The following is an 11958-nucleotide window of genomic DNA, read 5'->3' as shown; positions in this document are numbered from 1 at the left end:
ATGAACCTGAAGCGTGCGTATCTGCTGCTGTGTGGCTTCTATACCCTGCTGATCCTGATCGGCGCCATCGCCCTGCTGATGGGCGGCGGGTCGCTTACCGCCATGCTCCAGCTGGGCGTGGGGGCGGTCGTGGTGATCGGGCTGTGGGGCTATTTCCTGGACCGGGGCTTCATGAACCCGCGGATGTGGCGCCCCCTGGCGGGGCTGCTGGCGCTGGGCATCGTCGTGCAGCTGGTCGCGGTGTTCACGGCGCACCTCTCCGGCGCGGCGATGACCTGGACCCTCACGACGGCCATCTTCTCGGTGCTGCCGATGATCTTCCTCTACCGCTACGGCGACCGTGACCAGCCCCTCTGGGCCTCGCCCGAGGAGCGCGAGGGGGGCAAGGTGCTGGGGGAGCTGCTCGAGGAGCAGCAAGAGCTGCTGGTCGAGAAACAGGCCGAGGACAGCCAGGCGACCGTCAGGGTACGCAAGGCCGGTGACGCCTACCTGGCGAGCGTCGAGCGGGAGCGGGAAGGAGAGGTGGAGGCCTTCGAGGAGCGCTTCCGCTGCCCGGCGACCCTGGCGTTCTTCATCGAGAAGTTCACCTGCATCTCGGTGGGCGACTTCGCCCGGAAATACCGCGACGGCGGCGCCAGCCCGGCCTGATCAGCGCGGCGGCAGGCCCTCGCCCCGGGCGAACCAGCTCTCCAGGATCAGCACCGCGGCGATGCCGTCGACGCCCTGTTCACGGAAGTTGCCGCGGTGGCCGGCTTCCCGGGCGATCGACTTGGCCTCGCGGGTGGAGCCGCGCTCGTCGACCATCTCGCAGGGGATGCCGTAGCGGCCGTAGAGGCGCTTGCCGAACTTGCGCGCTCGAGTGCTCATGACCGACTCGCTGCCGTCCATGTTGAGCGGCAGCCCCACCACGAAGAGGTCCGGGCGCCACTCGTCCACCAGCCGCGCCACCTGCGCCCAGTCGGGGATGCCGTCCCGGGCCGGCAAGGGCGCGAGCTCCCGGGCGCTGGCGAGCAGCTCATTGCCCACCGCCACGCCGATGCGCCGGGTGCCGAAGTCGAAGGCCAGGATCAGTCGCGAGCCGGCATCGGCCATCACGCCGGCTCCGTCATCACGCGCAGGCCCCTCATCAGGAGTGGCCCGCCTCGCGGGTCATCAGGTTCAGGTCGATGCCCAGGATGCCCGCGGCGGCGCCCAGGCGCTGCTCGGGCGGCACCGTGAAGAGGATGTCGGCGCGCCCCTCCACCGTGAGCCAGGCGTTCTCCTTGAGCTCTGCCTCCAGCTGGCCCGACTCCCAGCCGGCACAGCCCAGGCAGACCAGGAACTGCTCGGGCCCCTTGCCGTCCGCCAGTGCCTGGAGGATGTCCATGGAGGTGGTCAGGGCGATGTCATCGGCGACCTGGATGCTGGAATCCCAGGCGTCGCTGGCCCCGCGATGCAGGATGAAGCCGCGATCCTTGTGGGTCGGGCCGCCATAGTAGACCGGCGCATCGCGATGGGGGCTCTCGTCGCCGCCCAGCTCGAGCTGCTCGAAGAGGGCGTCCAGGGTCAGCTCCAGGGGCCGGTTGACGATCACGCCCATGGTGCCGTTCTCGTCATGGTCGCAGAGGTAGCTGAGGCTGCCGGCGAAATTGGGGTCTTCCAGGTGCGGCATCGCCAGCAGGAAGTGGTTTTTCAAGCCGAAGTGTTGCACGGATTGCATGAGACTCCCCGGCGGACCTATTGCACGCCGTGATGATTGCCTTGGCCGAACCGCCAGACCCGGGTGATGGACAGGCTGTCCAGGTTGCCCATGCCCCGGTCGAAGGGGCGATAGGGCGCGGCACCGTGCACCGTGTCCAGGGCCGCCTGGTCGAGTTCGGCATGTCCCGAGGATTGTATCACCTCTGCCCGGCGAACCTGACCGTCGCGGCCGATCACCACCCGGATGCGCAGCTGCCCCTCGAGGTGACGCGGCGCCGGGTGCACCCGGTTGCCGTAATCCTCGACGCGGCGGGTCCAGTCGTCGATGTAGCGCGCCTCGGCGGCCTGCTGGGCGGCCTGGCGCCCCTCCCCGGGCTGCTCGCCGGCGAACTCCGACGAGAGCCCCTGCTCGCGGATGCTGGTGGTGGCCTGGGCGAGCAGGTCGCGTCCCGAGGCGGAGGGGGCCGAGGCGGTGGGCGGCGCCGAGGTCTCGGCCGACTGGGGGGCACTGTCGCGAGGCTCGGGGGTCGCCTGGGCCTCGCGGGGGCGCTCGGCCGCCGGGGGCTCGGGTGCCTCGCTGTCGCGGTCGGGCTCCGGGCGGGCGGCACTCTCCGGCTCGGCCGGGGTAGCCGGGTCCACCTCGGGCTCGGCCGCCTGCAGCTCCGGCAGCTCGTCCATGGGCGCGGCCCGGGCCTCCGCCGGGGCCTGCTCCTGGGGCGTGCCGGCGGCGCGCTGGTCGGCCTCGGCGATGGCCGCGGCCTCCACGGCCTCCGGGGACGGCCGGCTCACCAGCACCACGTCGATGCTGGAGCGTTCGACGGGCGCCGGCGCGAACTGGCGGCTGGCCACCACGCCGATGACCACCAGGTGAAGCAGCAGCGCCAGCGACCAGGCCAGCCAGTGCCGGTACGGCCGGGTGACCGGGGCATACTGGATGGGGTCGCTGAGGGGGCTGCTCGTCATGGGCCGTCGGCCTCCCGGGTCAGCGCCGCTCGCCGAGACGACGCTGGATGGCGTCCATCAGCTGGCCGGCGATATCGGTGCCGCGCTGGTCGTCGATCTCGCGCACGCAGGTGGGGCTCGTGACGTTGATCTCGGTGATGTAGTCGCCGATCACGTCGAGGCCGACGAACATCAGTCCCTTCTCGCGGATCGTCGGCTGGACCTGCTCGATGAGCCAGTGGTCGCGGGCGGTGAGCTCGCGACTGACCCCGGTGCCGCCGGCGGCCAGGTTGCCGCGGGTCTCCCCGGCCATGGGCACGCGGGCCAGGCCGAAGGGGATCGGCTCGCCGTCCACCAGCAGGATGCGGGTATCGCCCTCGCTGATCTCGGGGATGTAGCGCTGGGCCATGATCTGGCGCCTGCCGCGCTCGCTGAGCATCTCGATGATGGCGCCCAGGTTGCGGCCCTCGGGGCGCACATGGAAGATCCCGGTGCCGCCCATGCCGTCCAGCGGCTTGAAGATCACGTCGCCGTGCTCGGCGTGGAAGTCGCGCAGCACGCCCTCGTTGCAGGAGACCAGGGTCGGAGTGCAGCACTCCGGGAACTGCTGGGCGAAGAGCTTCTCGTTGCACTCCAGCAGCGCCTGGGTGGGATTGACCACCAGCACGCCCTCGCGCTCGGCGAAGCCCAGCAGGTAGACGGCGTTGAGGAAGTAGCCGTCGACCGGCGGGTCCTTGCGCATCAGGATCACGTCGAGCTCGGCCAGGGGCACCACCTCGGGCTCCCCCAGGTCGAACCAGTGACCGGGGTCGCGGTGCACCTCCAGCGCGCGCATCCGGCCGAAGGCGCGCCCCTCGCGCAGGAAGAGGTCCTCCTGCTCCAGGTAGTGCAGCGACCAGCCACGGTCCCTGGCGGCCCACAGCATGGCCAGGCTGGTGTCCTTCTTGTAGGTGAGATCGGCGATGGGATCCATCACCACGCCGATCTTCAGCGCGCGTTCGCTCATGGCGTCGGGTTTCCGGTCTGAGGAGTGAATGCGGTCAGTATGCCGCAGGGCCGGCGGGGGCACCAAGTTGCCAGGCCCGCATCAACCCGCTACTCCCCGCCCGGCACCAGGCGGATCCCACCGGGCTCCAGGGTGATCAACTGGCGCTTGAAGAGCCGGCCGATGGCCTGCTTGAAGGCGTTCTTGCTCACCCCCAGCCGCGCCTTGATCTCCGCCGGGTCGCTCCTGTCACCCAGGGGCAGGTAGCCGCCGCTCTCGCGCAGGGCCTTGAGCACCCGCTCGCCGACCACGTCGAGCCGCGCTTCGCCCGGCGGCAGCAGCGAGAGGTCCAGCCGGCCATCGTCACGCAGGCGCTTCACGTAGCCGGTGAGGCGCTGGCCGCGGCGCAGCGGCCGACTCAGGTCGTCCCGGTAGAGCAGGCCCCAGAAGCGCTGGTTCACCACCGCCTTGAGCCCCAGGTCGGTCTGGTCAGCGATCACCAGCGACACCGCGTCGCCTGCTTGCAGGCCCGCGGCCTCGTCGGCGATGAAGCGCTCGAGCTTCTGGGAGGCCACCGGCCGGCCCTGCTGGTCCTCGTAGATCATCACCAGCACCCGCTTGCCCACGCTGGGACGGAAGCGCTGCTCGCCGTAGGGCAGCAGCAGGTCACGGGGGTGGCCCCAGTCGAGGAAGGCGCCGGTGTCGTTGACGGTCACCACCTCGAGGTAGGCCACGTCGCCGACGGCCGCCCTGGGGGCACGATAGTTGCGCGTGCCGGCGGGGCGAGACGAGGGGGATGGGCGGCGGTCTCGGGAGTCGGGCATGGGGGAGCTCCGGTGAGGGGAGGCACAAGGCGCCGGGGATGCATCGGCGTTCACAGGTCCCCGAAGCGGGATTGCAGCAGCGACAGCGCCACCACCGGCGCGGTCTCGGTGCGCAGGATGCGCGGGCCGAGGGACAGGGGGACGAAGCCGCCGGCCAGGGCCGTCTCGACCTCGGCCTCGGACAGCCCGCCTTCCGGGCCGATCAGCAGGGCGGCGGTGGCGGGCGCCTCCCGCTGTTCCAGGGCTCCTGCGGTACCGGGATGCAGCACCAGGCGCAGCGCCTCGTGGCGGCCCGCCAGCCAGTCGGCCAGGCCGGCAGGGGGGTGCACGGATGGCAGGGTGGCGCGACCGCACTGCTCGCAGGCGCTGGCGGCCACGGCCTGCCAGTGGGCGAGCTTCTTCGCCTCGCGCTCGCCCTTGAGGCGCACGTCACCATGCTCGGTATAGAGCGGGGTGATCGCCGCCACGCCGAGCTCGACCGCCTTCTGGATGGCGTAGTCCATGCGGTCGCCCTTGGAGATCGCCTGCCCCAGGTGCACCGCGAGCGGCGACTCGCCGGTGCCGGGAGCCACGGCCTCGATGCGCGCCACCAGCCGCTTGCGGGAGGCCTCGGTGATCACCGCCCAGGCCTCCCGGCCGGCGCCGTCGAAGAGCCGCAACGATGCGCCCTCGGCCAGGCGCAGCACCCGGGCCACGTGGCGGGCCGGCCCCTCGGGCAGAACGACGTCGCCGCCGACGACAAGGTCGGCGGCGACGTGGATGCGCGGGGCCCTCACGTGCAGGACGTTCACTGACACGGGCCGCTCACCCTTACTGGGTCGCCTGCTCGCCCGACGGCTGGGCCTGTTCGGCCTCGCGCTTCTTCTTCTGGGCGTAGATCGCCTCGAAGTTGACCGGCGCCAGCATCAGCGGCGGGAAGCCGCCCCGGTTGACCAGGTTGTCGATGCACTCGCGGGCATAGGGGAAGAGCATGTTGGGGCAGAAGGCGCCCAGGGTGTGGTCGAGCTGCTGCCCCTCGATGCCGCTGATGCGGAACAGGCCAGCCTGCTCGATCTCGGCCAGGAAGGAGGTGGTACCTTCCTCGCTGTGGGTGACCTGAGCGGTGACCTTGACGACCACCTCGTAGAGGCCTTCCCCGACCTGGCGGCTGGTGGTGTTCAGGTCCAGGCCGACCTTGGGCTTGAACGGCTGCTGGAAGACCGTCGGCGAGTTGGGGGCCTCGAAGGAGATGTCCTTGACGTAGATGCGCTGCAGGGCGAACTGCAGCTGGGGCTTGTCCTGCTGGCCGGCCGCCTGGCCGTTGGCGCCGGCGTTCTGGTTGTTCTCTTCCGCCATGGGAAAGGTCCTTTGATTCGGTGAATGCGTGTCGATGATGCGTCGCGGCCTGGTGGCACTACTTCTTGACGACCGGCAGGCCATCGGCCTGCCACTGGGCCATGCCGCCCTTGAGCTTGAGCACCCGCTCGAAGCCGGCCTTGGTCAGCTTGGCCTGGGCGACGCCGGCGCTCTGGCCATGCTTGCAGGCCACGATGATCGGCTTGCCCTTGAACTTGTCGAGCTCGCGCATGCGCTCGTCGAGCTTGCTCTGGGGGATATTGCGCGCCCCGGCGATGTGGCCCGCCTTGAACTCGCCGGCCTCTCGGAGGTCCAGCACCACGGCGTCCTCGCGATTGACCAGCTGGGTCGCCTCGCCGGAGGTCACGCCTCCACTGCTGCTGTTGCGGACCTCGTAGGCGATCCAGGCGGTCAACACCAGCAGGAAGGCCCCCACCAGCAGCGGGTGATTCTGCACGAATTCGAACAGCTGATCGATCATGGGTTCGGCTAACTCTTGTCTCGGGTGCACGGTGAATGAGGCCGGCCAGTCGCGGCGGCGCCCAGTATACACAAAGCCACGGCGAGCCGCGGTCCGTGGGCCGCTCAAATGACGTCCGGCGGTGCCCTGCGATATGATGCCGCAAGCAGATGCAAGTCGCGACCCCGGTGACCGCCCGCGTGCCTGCCGGGGCTGACAAGGACAAAGAGGCCCTCCCCATGACCGAATCCCGCACCCCCACCCCGCGTCCGGTGGCGCTGATCATCCTCGACGGCTATGGCTACAACGAGGACGCCAGGGACAACGCCGTGCTCGCCGCCCGCACCCCGGTGATGGATCGCCTGTGGCAGGAGCAGCCGCACACCCTGATCCATACCGACGGCCGCCACGTGGGCCTGCCGGATGGCCAGATGGGCAACTCCGAGGTCGGCCACATGAACCTGGGCGCCGGGCGCATCGTCTACCAGGACTTCACGCGCATCACCAAGGCCGTCGAGGATGGCGACCTGGACACCATCGCGGCCCTGACCGCGCCGATCGATGCCGCCGTGGCAGAGGGCAAGGCGGTGCACCTGCTGGGCCTGCTCTCGCCGGGCGGCGTGCACAGCCATGAGGAGCACTTCCTGGCAATGGCCGAGCTGGCCGCCCGCCGCGGCGCGCGGCGGATCTACGTCCACGCCTTCCTCGACGGCCGCGACATGCCGCCGAAGAGTGCCATGGCCTCGCTGGAGCGCACCAACGCCCGCCTCGCCGAACTGGTCGGCCCCGAGAACGGCTTCGTGGCCTCGATCATCGGCCGCTACTACGCCATGGACCGCGACAACCGCTGGGACCGCGTCGAGAAGGCCTACCGCCTGATCACCGAGGGCGAGGGCGAGTTCGAGGCGATCGGGGCCGAGGAGGGGCTGCGCCGGGCCTACGAGCGCGACGAGACCGACGAGTTCGTCACCGCCACCAGCATCCGCCCGAGCGGCGCGCCGGTGGCCATGGTCGACGGCGATGCCGCCATCTTCATGAACTTCCGCGCCGACCGCGCCCGGGAGCTGACCCGCGCCTTCGTCGAGGAGGGCTTCAGCGGCTTCGAGCGCCGCGTGCGGCCCAGGCTCGCCGCCGACGGCCTGGTGATGCTGACCCAGTATGCCGCCGATATCCCGGCGCCGGCGGCCTTCCCGCCGGCGGAGCTCGTCAACACCCTGGGCGAGGTGATGGAGAAACGCGGCCTCACCCAGCTGCGCATCGCCGAGACCGAGAAGTATGCCCACGTCACCTTCTTCTTCTCCGGCGGCCGCGAGGCGGAGTACCGGGGCGAGACCCGGGTGCTGGTACCCTCCCCCCAGGAGGTGAAGACCTACGACGAGAAGCCCGAGATGAGCGCCGAGGAGGTCACCGACCGGCTGGTGGAGGCGATCGATGGCGGCACGTTCGACCTGATCGTCTGCAACTACGCCAACGGCGACATGGTGGGCCACACCGGCGACTTCGAGGCGGCGGTGAAGGCCATCGAGGCGGTGGACGCCTGCGTCGGCCGGGTGGTGGAGGCGATCCAGCGCGTCGGTGGTGCCTGCCTGGTCACCGCCGACCACGGCAACGCCGAGCAGATGGTCCACCCCGAGACCGGGGCGCCCCAGACCGCCCACACCACCTTCGAGGTGCCGCTGATCTATGTCGGCGAGCACCCGGCGCGACTGCTGGACGACGGCAGCCTGTGCGACATCGCCCCGACCCTGCTGACGATGATGGACCAGCCGATCCCCGAGGAGATGACCGGCCGGGTGCTGATCGAGCGCGACTGAGACGGTCGGGGAGGCCAGGGAATGGCGAGAGGCGTGGCGGCGCTCGGCGCATGGCTACCGGGGCTGGTCCTGCTGCTGGGCCTGGCATCGCCGCTTGCCGCCCAGCCCTCCGAGCGGGAGGCGCAGGCGCGCCTCGATGCCCTCGGCGAGGAACTCAAGGCGGTCTCCGCGCAGCTCTCCACCACCCGGGAGGCCCGGGACGAGGCCAGCGAGGCCCTGCGCGAGGTGGAGACGTCACTCGCCGAGACTCACCGCCGCCTCGACGCCCTGCAGGCCGAGCGACGCGCGCTCGGCGACGAGATCGCCAGCCTCGAGTCGCGCCGCGACCAGCTGGCCGCCGAGCGCACCGAGCAGGTCGAGGCCCTCTCGGCCCAGCTCGATGCCCTCTACCGCCTCGGCCGCACCCCCCAGCTCAAGCTGCTGCTCAACCAGGACGACCCGGCGCGGCTCGACCGCCTGCAGACCTACCTCAACCGCCTGGCCCGGGCGCGCAACGCGCGCCTCGACGCGCTGGCGAGGCTCGATGCCGAGCTGGCGGACACTCGCCGGGCGCTGTCGCAGCGCGTCGAACGCCTCGAGGCCGTGGCCGAGGAGCTCGCCGCGCGCAGCACTACCCTGGCCGAGCAGATGTCGGAACGTGCCACCCTGGTGGCCCGGCTCGACGAGCGCTTCGCCAGCGAACAGGCCCGCCTGGCGACGCTCGCCCAGGACCGGGCCCATGCCGAGCGCACCCTGCGCGAGGTGCAGGAGAAGCTGGCCCGCCTGGAGCGGCCGCCCCCCTCTACCGCCATCGAGCAGACCCGCGGCGAGCTGCCGTGGCCGGTGCAGGGCAGCATCGCCTCCACCTTCCACGAGGGGGCCGGCGTGCATCGCAACGGCCTGCTGATCCGGGCCGCCGCGGGCACCCCAGTCAAGGCCGTGCACGCTGGTCGGGTGGTGTTCGCCGACTGGATGCGCGGTTTCGGCAACCTGCTGATCGTCGATCACGGCGACCGGGTCATGACCCTGCATGCCCACCTGCAGCACTTCACCGCCGGGGTCGGGGCTGCCGTCTCCCGCGGCGACACCCTGGGCGCGGTGGGCGACAGCGGTGGCCAGCAGCGTCCGGGGCTCTACTTCGAGGTACGCCGTGGCGGCGACCCCATCGACCCGCGGCGCTGGATCGCCCGCCAGCCCTGAGGCCCGGCTATTCCATAGACGCCCGGCCACGGGCTATGCTGGGCTGCCACCTCCGGAACCGCGAGAATCTGCATGCCCCTACGTCCCGCCGCTCTGCCCACCGTGACGCGCCGCCTGGTGTCGGCACTGCTGCCGGCCGCCCTGCTGGCGCTCGCCCCCCTGCCCGTCGCTGCCCAGGGCCAGGGCCCGGAGGATGAGCTGCCCGTGGCCGAGATCCAGGCCTTCGCCGAGGTGTTCGAACGCATCAAGCGCGCCTATGTGGAGGAGGTCGAGGATGCCGACCTGCTGCGCAACGCCATGCGCGGCATGCTCAGCGAGCTCGATCCCCACTCCGCCTACCTGGACAGCGAGGAGTTCGAGAGCCTGCGCGAATCCACCCAGGGTGAGTTCGGCGGCGTGGGCATCGAGGTGGGCATGGAGGATGGCCAGCTGACGGTGATCACGCCCATCGACGATACCCCGGCCTCCCGGGCCGGCCTGCAGTCCCGGGACAAGATCCTGCGCATCGACGATACGCCCACCGATCGGCTCTCGCTGCAGGAGGCGGTCAACCTGATGCGCGGCGACCCGGGTACCGAGATCCGCCTGACCATCCTGCGCCAAGGCGAGAACGCCCCCCGGGAGGTCACCCTGACCCGCGAGATCATCCGCACCGAGAGCGTCAAGAGCGAGCTGCTGGAGGCGGGCTACGGCTACCTGCGGGTCAGCCAGTTCCAGACCCGCACCGGTGAGCAGGTCGGCAGCGCCATCCGCCGCCTGGAACGCGACGGGCCGCTCAAGGGCCTGGTACTCGACCTGCGCAACAACCCCGGCGGGGTGCTGCAGGCCGCGGTGGACGTGGCGGATGCCTTCCTCGACGAGGGACTGATCGTCTATACCGAGGGGCGCCTGCCGGACAGCGAGATGCGCTTCTCGGCCGGTCGCGAGACCGCGGCCGCCGACGTGCCGCTGGTGGTGCTGATCAACGGCGGCAGCGCTTCGGCGGCAGAGATCGTCGCCGGCGCCCTGCAGGACCAGCGCCGCGGCGTAGTGATGGGAACCGAGAGCTTCGGCAAGGGCTCGGTGCAGCAGATCATGCCGCTGGGCAACGGCGAGGGGCTCAAGCTGACCACCGCGCTCTACTTCACCCCCGACGGGCGCTCGATCCAGGCCCAGGGCATCGAGCCCGACGTGGAGGTGATCCGCGGCCGCCTGGAAGTGGCCGAGGGCAGTGGCCTGGACGTGCGCGAATCGGACCTGGAGGGCCACCTGGGCTCCCGTGAGGAAGAGCGCACCCGCAGCGAGATGAGCGAGCGCCTGCGTGAGGACTACCAGCTCGGCGAGGCCCTCAACCTGCTCAAGGCCCTCAACGTGCTCAGCCAGCGGCGCGGCGGCTGAGCGGCCGGCAGGCGCGAGGCAGGCGACCGCGATGCCCCGTCGCCTGCTGCATCAGCAGGCGCTTGAGCGGCCCCAGCCGGTCGACGCCCGAGAGCCCCAGGTTGCGCGCCAGGGTGAGCGCCGGGTGGCGCGCCCCGAAGAGCAGCCGGAAGCCGTCCATCAGCGCCAGCATGGCGGCATTGTCGCCGCGCCGCCGCCGGGCGTAGCGGCCCAGCAGCGCCGCATCCCCCGGGGAGAGCCCCCGCCGCCGGCCCGTGACCAGCTCCTCGGCGAGCACCGCCGCATCCATCAGCCCCAGGTTCACTCCCTGGCCCGCCAGGGGATGGATGCTGTGTGCCGCATCCCCCACCAGGGCGAAGCCCGGCAGCACGTAGCGCTCGGCGTGGCGCTGGGTGAGCGGCACCGCCAGCGCCCGGTCCGTCACCGTCACCTCGCCCAGCCGGTGCTCGATGGCCGCCGCCAGCTCCAGGCCCAGTGCCTCGCCGGGCAGGGCCACCAGGCGCTCGGCCTCCTCCGGGGAGGTGGACCAGACGATGGAACAGTGGCGGTCGCCACCCTCGACATGCAGCGGCAGGAAGGCCAGCGGCCCCGTGGGGAGGAAGACCTGGCGCGCGACGCCGCCATGGGCGAGGCGGGTACGCACCGTGGTGACCACGGCCACCTGGCCGGTGTCGCGGGAGCGGACGTCGATGCCGGCCATCTTGCGCAGCGGTGAGCGGGCGCCGTCGGCGGCCACCACCAGGGGGGCCGTCAGCCGGCTGCCATCCTCCAGCCGAACCGTCCGCCCGTCGTCGCCGGACTCGAGCGCGGCCACCCGGGCACCGAAGCGCGCCTGCACGCTCGGAAGCTCCGCCAGACATGCCTCCAGCGCCGCCAGGGTGACGTCGTTCTCGACGATATGCCCCAGCACCGGCACCCCGGCCTGCTCCGCGGAGAAGTTCACCTCGCCGCTGCCCTCGCCATCCCAGACCTGCATGAAGCGGTAGGGGCTCACCCGGCGCGAGGCCATCCACGCCCAGGCCCCCAGCCCCTCCAGCAACTGCCGCGATACCGGGGTCAGGGCACTGACCCGCATGGAGGGCGGCCCCTTTCCCGCGACGTCGGGGTCGAGCGGTGCCTCGCGGGCATCCAGCAATGCCACCTCCAGACCGGCCCGCCCCAGCAGGCAGGCCAGCGCCGTGCCCACCATGCCGCCGCCGACGACGATCACCTCGAACGACGCCGGCGCGCCTTCCTGTTCTGCACTCATGACCTCTGCTCCCCGTGATGGCCCCGATGGCCATGCTCTCTGTCCAGCGTGTCGATGCCCCATCCTCCCTCCGGGGTTCCTGTCCCTGTCGTTCCGGCGACCGTTGCCCCAGC

13 protein-coding genes are annotated in these 11958 nt (G+C 71.2%); 4 read left to right on the top strand and 9 right to left on the bottom strand.

All coding sequences use genetic code 11. The features are described 5' to 3' along the window. Nucleotides 1–648 carry a hypothetical protein gene (locus P8934_RS00190; protein WP_278032383.1) on the top strand — a complete coding sequence of 216 codons (648 nt, stop codon included), beginning with the start codon at nt 1–3 and terminating at the stop codon, nt 646–648. Here the strand turns inward: P8934_RS00190 and ruvX are convergent, their stop codons facing one another. The 8 genes from ruvX to P8934_RS00150 all read right to left on the bottom strand — a co-directional run bounded on the left by ruvX (nt 649) and on the right by P8934_RS00150 (nt 6247). Next, nucleotides 649–1092: a Holliday junction resolvase RuvX gene (gene ruvX / locus P8934_RS00185; RefSeq protein ID WP_278032382.1), complete on the bottom strand. Its 444-nt coding sequence runs from the start codon at nt 1090–1092 to the stop codon at nt 649–651. It abuts the gene before it with no gap. 34 nt (nt 1093–1126) lie between these two features. Next, a complete protein-coding gene (locus tag P8934_RS00180; protein ID WP_106231117.1) occupies nt 1127–1699 on the bottom strand; it encodes a YqgE/AlgH family protein in 573 nt (190 codons plus the stop codon). A 17-nt stretch (nt 1700–1716) separates the two neighbouring features. Continuing rightward, nucleotides 1717–2643 (bottom strand): TonB family protein, encoded by a 927-nt coding sequence (locus tag P8934_RS00175; RefSeq protein WP_278032381.1) that lies wholly within the window; start codon nt 2641–2643, stop codon nt 1717–1719. 19 nt (nt 2644–2662) lie between these two features. Beyond that, on the bottom strand, nt 2663–3628 hold the full coding sequence (gshB, locus tag P8934_RS00170) for a glutathione synthase (protein WP_278032380.1): 966 nt from the start codon (nt 3626–3628) through the stop codon (nt 2663–2665). Nucleotides 3629–3717: 89 nt separating this feature from the next. After that, entirely contained in the window at nt 3718–4431 is a 714-nt protein-coding gene (locus tag P8934_RS00165; protein ID WP_278032379.1) for a S1-like domain-containing RNA-binding protein, read from the bottom strand. Between the two features lie 50 nt (nt 4432–4481). Continuing rightward, the gene (locus tag P8934_RS00160) at nt 4482–5228 is read right to left on the bottom strand and encodes a 16S rRNA (uracil(1498)-N(3))-methyltransferase (RefSeq protein ID WP_278032378.1); all 747 of its coding nucleotides are present in this window, start codon (nt 5226–5228) and stop codon (nt 4482–4484) included. A 13-nt stretch (nt 5229–5241) separates the two neighbouring features. After that, complete coding sequence (gene secB / locus P8934_RS00155) at nt 5242–5766, bottom strand: protein-export chaperone SecB (protein WP_278032377.1); 525 nt, start codon at nt 5764–5766, stop codon at nt 5242–5244. A 58-nt stretch (nt 5767–5824) separates the two neighbouring features. Then, nucleotides 5825–6247: a rhodanese-like domain-containing protein gene (locus tag P8934_RS00150; protein WP_106231122.1), complete on the bottom strand. Its 423-nt coding sequence runs from the start codon at nt 6245–6247 to the stop codon at nt 5825–5827. Between the two features lie 218 nt (nt 6248–6465). Here P8934_RS00150 and gpmI point away from each other — a divergent pair, with 218 nt between their 5' ends. From gpmI to P8934_RS00135, 3 genes are all read left to right on the top strand, one after another. Then, nucleotides 6466–8040: a 2,3-bisphosphoglycerate-independent phosphoglycerate mutase gene (gene gpmI / locus P8934_RS00145; RefSeq protein ID WP_278032376.1), complete on the top strand. Its 1575-nt coding sequence runs from the start codon at nt 6466–6468 to the stop codon at nt 8038–8040. 21 nt (nt 8041–8061) lie between these two features. After that, complete coding sequence (locus P8934_RS00140; protein ID WP_278032375.1) at nt 8062–9219, top strand: peptidoglycan DD-metalloendopeptidase family protein; 1158 nt, start codon at nt 8062–8064, stop codon at nt 9217–9219. A gap of 72 nt (nt 9220–9291) precedes the next feature. After that, entirely contained in the window at nt 9292–10596 is a 1305-nt protein-coding gene (locus P8934_RS00135) for a S41 family peptidase (protein ID WP_133636661.1), read from the top strand. On the opposite strand, the gene P8934_RS00130 is transcribed toward P8934_RS00135, so the two are convergent. Continuing rightward, nucleotides 10574–11845, bottom strand: coding sequence for a UbiH/UbiF/VisC/COQ6 family ubiquinone biosynthesis hydroxylase (locus P8934_RS00130; RefSeq protein WP_278032374.1), 1272 nt, complete (start codon nt 11843–11845; stop codon nt 10574–10576). The two genes, P8934_RS00135 and P8934_RS00130, sit on opposite strands and share 23 nt — an antisense overlap. Nucleotides 11846–11958: the final 113 nt, after the last annotated feature.

Origin of the sequence: Halomonas sp. CKK8 (assembly GCF_029625235.1) — a bacterium.
In the GTDB taxonomy this organism is placed as follows: Bacteria; Pseudomonadota; Gammaproteobacteria; order Pseudomonadales; family Halomonadaceae; genus Halomonas; species Halomonas ventosae.
The sequence above is the reverse complement of the archived record's forward strand: the minus strand, read 5'-3'. Positions and strand labels throughout refer to the sequence as shown.

Bases quoted from the DNA above. Each gene is read 5' to 3' on its own strand.
- gshB (WP_278032380.1), bottom strand. From the start codon at position 3,628: ATGAGCGAACGCGCGCTGAAGATCGGCGTGGTGATGGATCCCATCGCC.
- P8934_RS00140 (WP_278032375.1), top strand. From the start codon at position 8,062: ATGGCGAGAGGCGTGGCGGCGCTCGGCGCATGGCTACCGGGGCTGGTC.
- P8934_RS00165 (WP_278032379.1), bottom strand. From the start codon at position 4,431: ATGCCCGACTCCCGAGACCGCCGCCCATCCCCCTCGTCTCGCCCCGCC.
- secB (WP_278032377.1), bottom strand. From the start codon at position 5,766: ATGGCGGAAGAGAACAACCAGAACGCCGGCGCCAACGGCCAGGCGGCC.
- P8934_RS00135 (WP_133636661.1), top strand. From the start codon at position 9,292: ATGCCCCTACGTCCCGCCGCTCTGCCCACCGTGACGCGCCGCCTGGTG.
- P8934_RS00175 (WP_278032381.1), bottom strand. From the start codon at position 2,643: ATGACGAGCAGCCCCCTCAGCGACCCCATCCAGTATGCCCCGGTCACC.
- gpmI (WP_278032376.1), top strand. From the start codon at position 6,466: ATGACCGAATCCCGCACCCCCACCCCGCGTCCGGTGGCGCTGATCATC.
- P8934_RS00180 (WP_106231117.1), bottom strand. From the start codon at position 1,699: ATGCAATCCGTGCAACACTTCGGCTTGAAAAACCACTTCCTGCTGGCG.
- P8934_RS00150 (WP_106231122.1), bottom strand. From the start codon at position 6,247: ATGATCGATCAGCTGTTCGAATTCGTGCAGAATCACCCGCTGCTGGTG.
- P8934_RS00190 (WP_278032383.1), top strand. From the start codon at position 1: ATGAACCTGAAGCGTGCGTATCTGCTGCTGTGTGGCTTCTATACCCTG.
- P8934_RS00130 (WP_278032374.1), bottom strand. From the start codon at position 11,845: ATGAGTGCAGAACAGGAAGGCGCGCCGGCGTCGTTCGAGGTGATCGTC.
- ruvX (WP_278032382.1), bottom strand. From the start codon at position 1,092: ATGGCCGATGCCGGCTCGCGACTGATCCTGGCCTTCGACTTCGGCACC.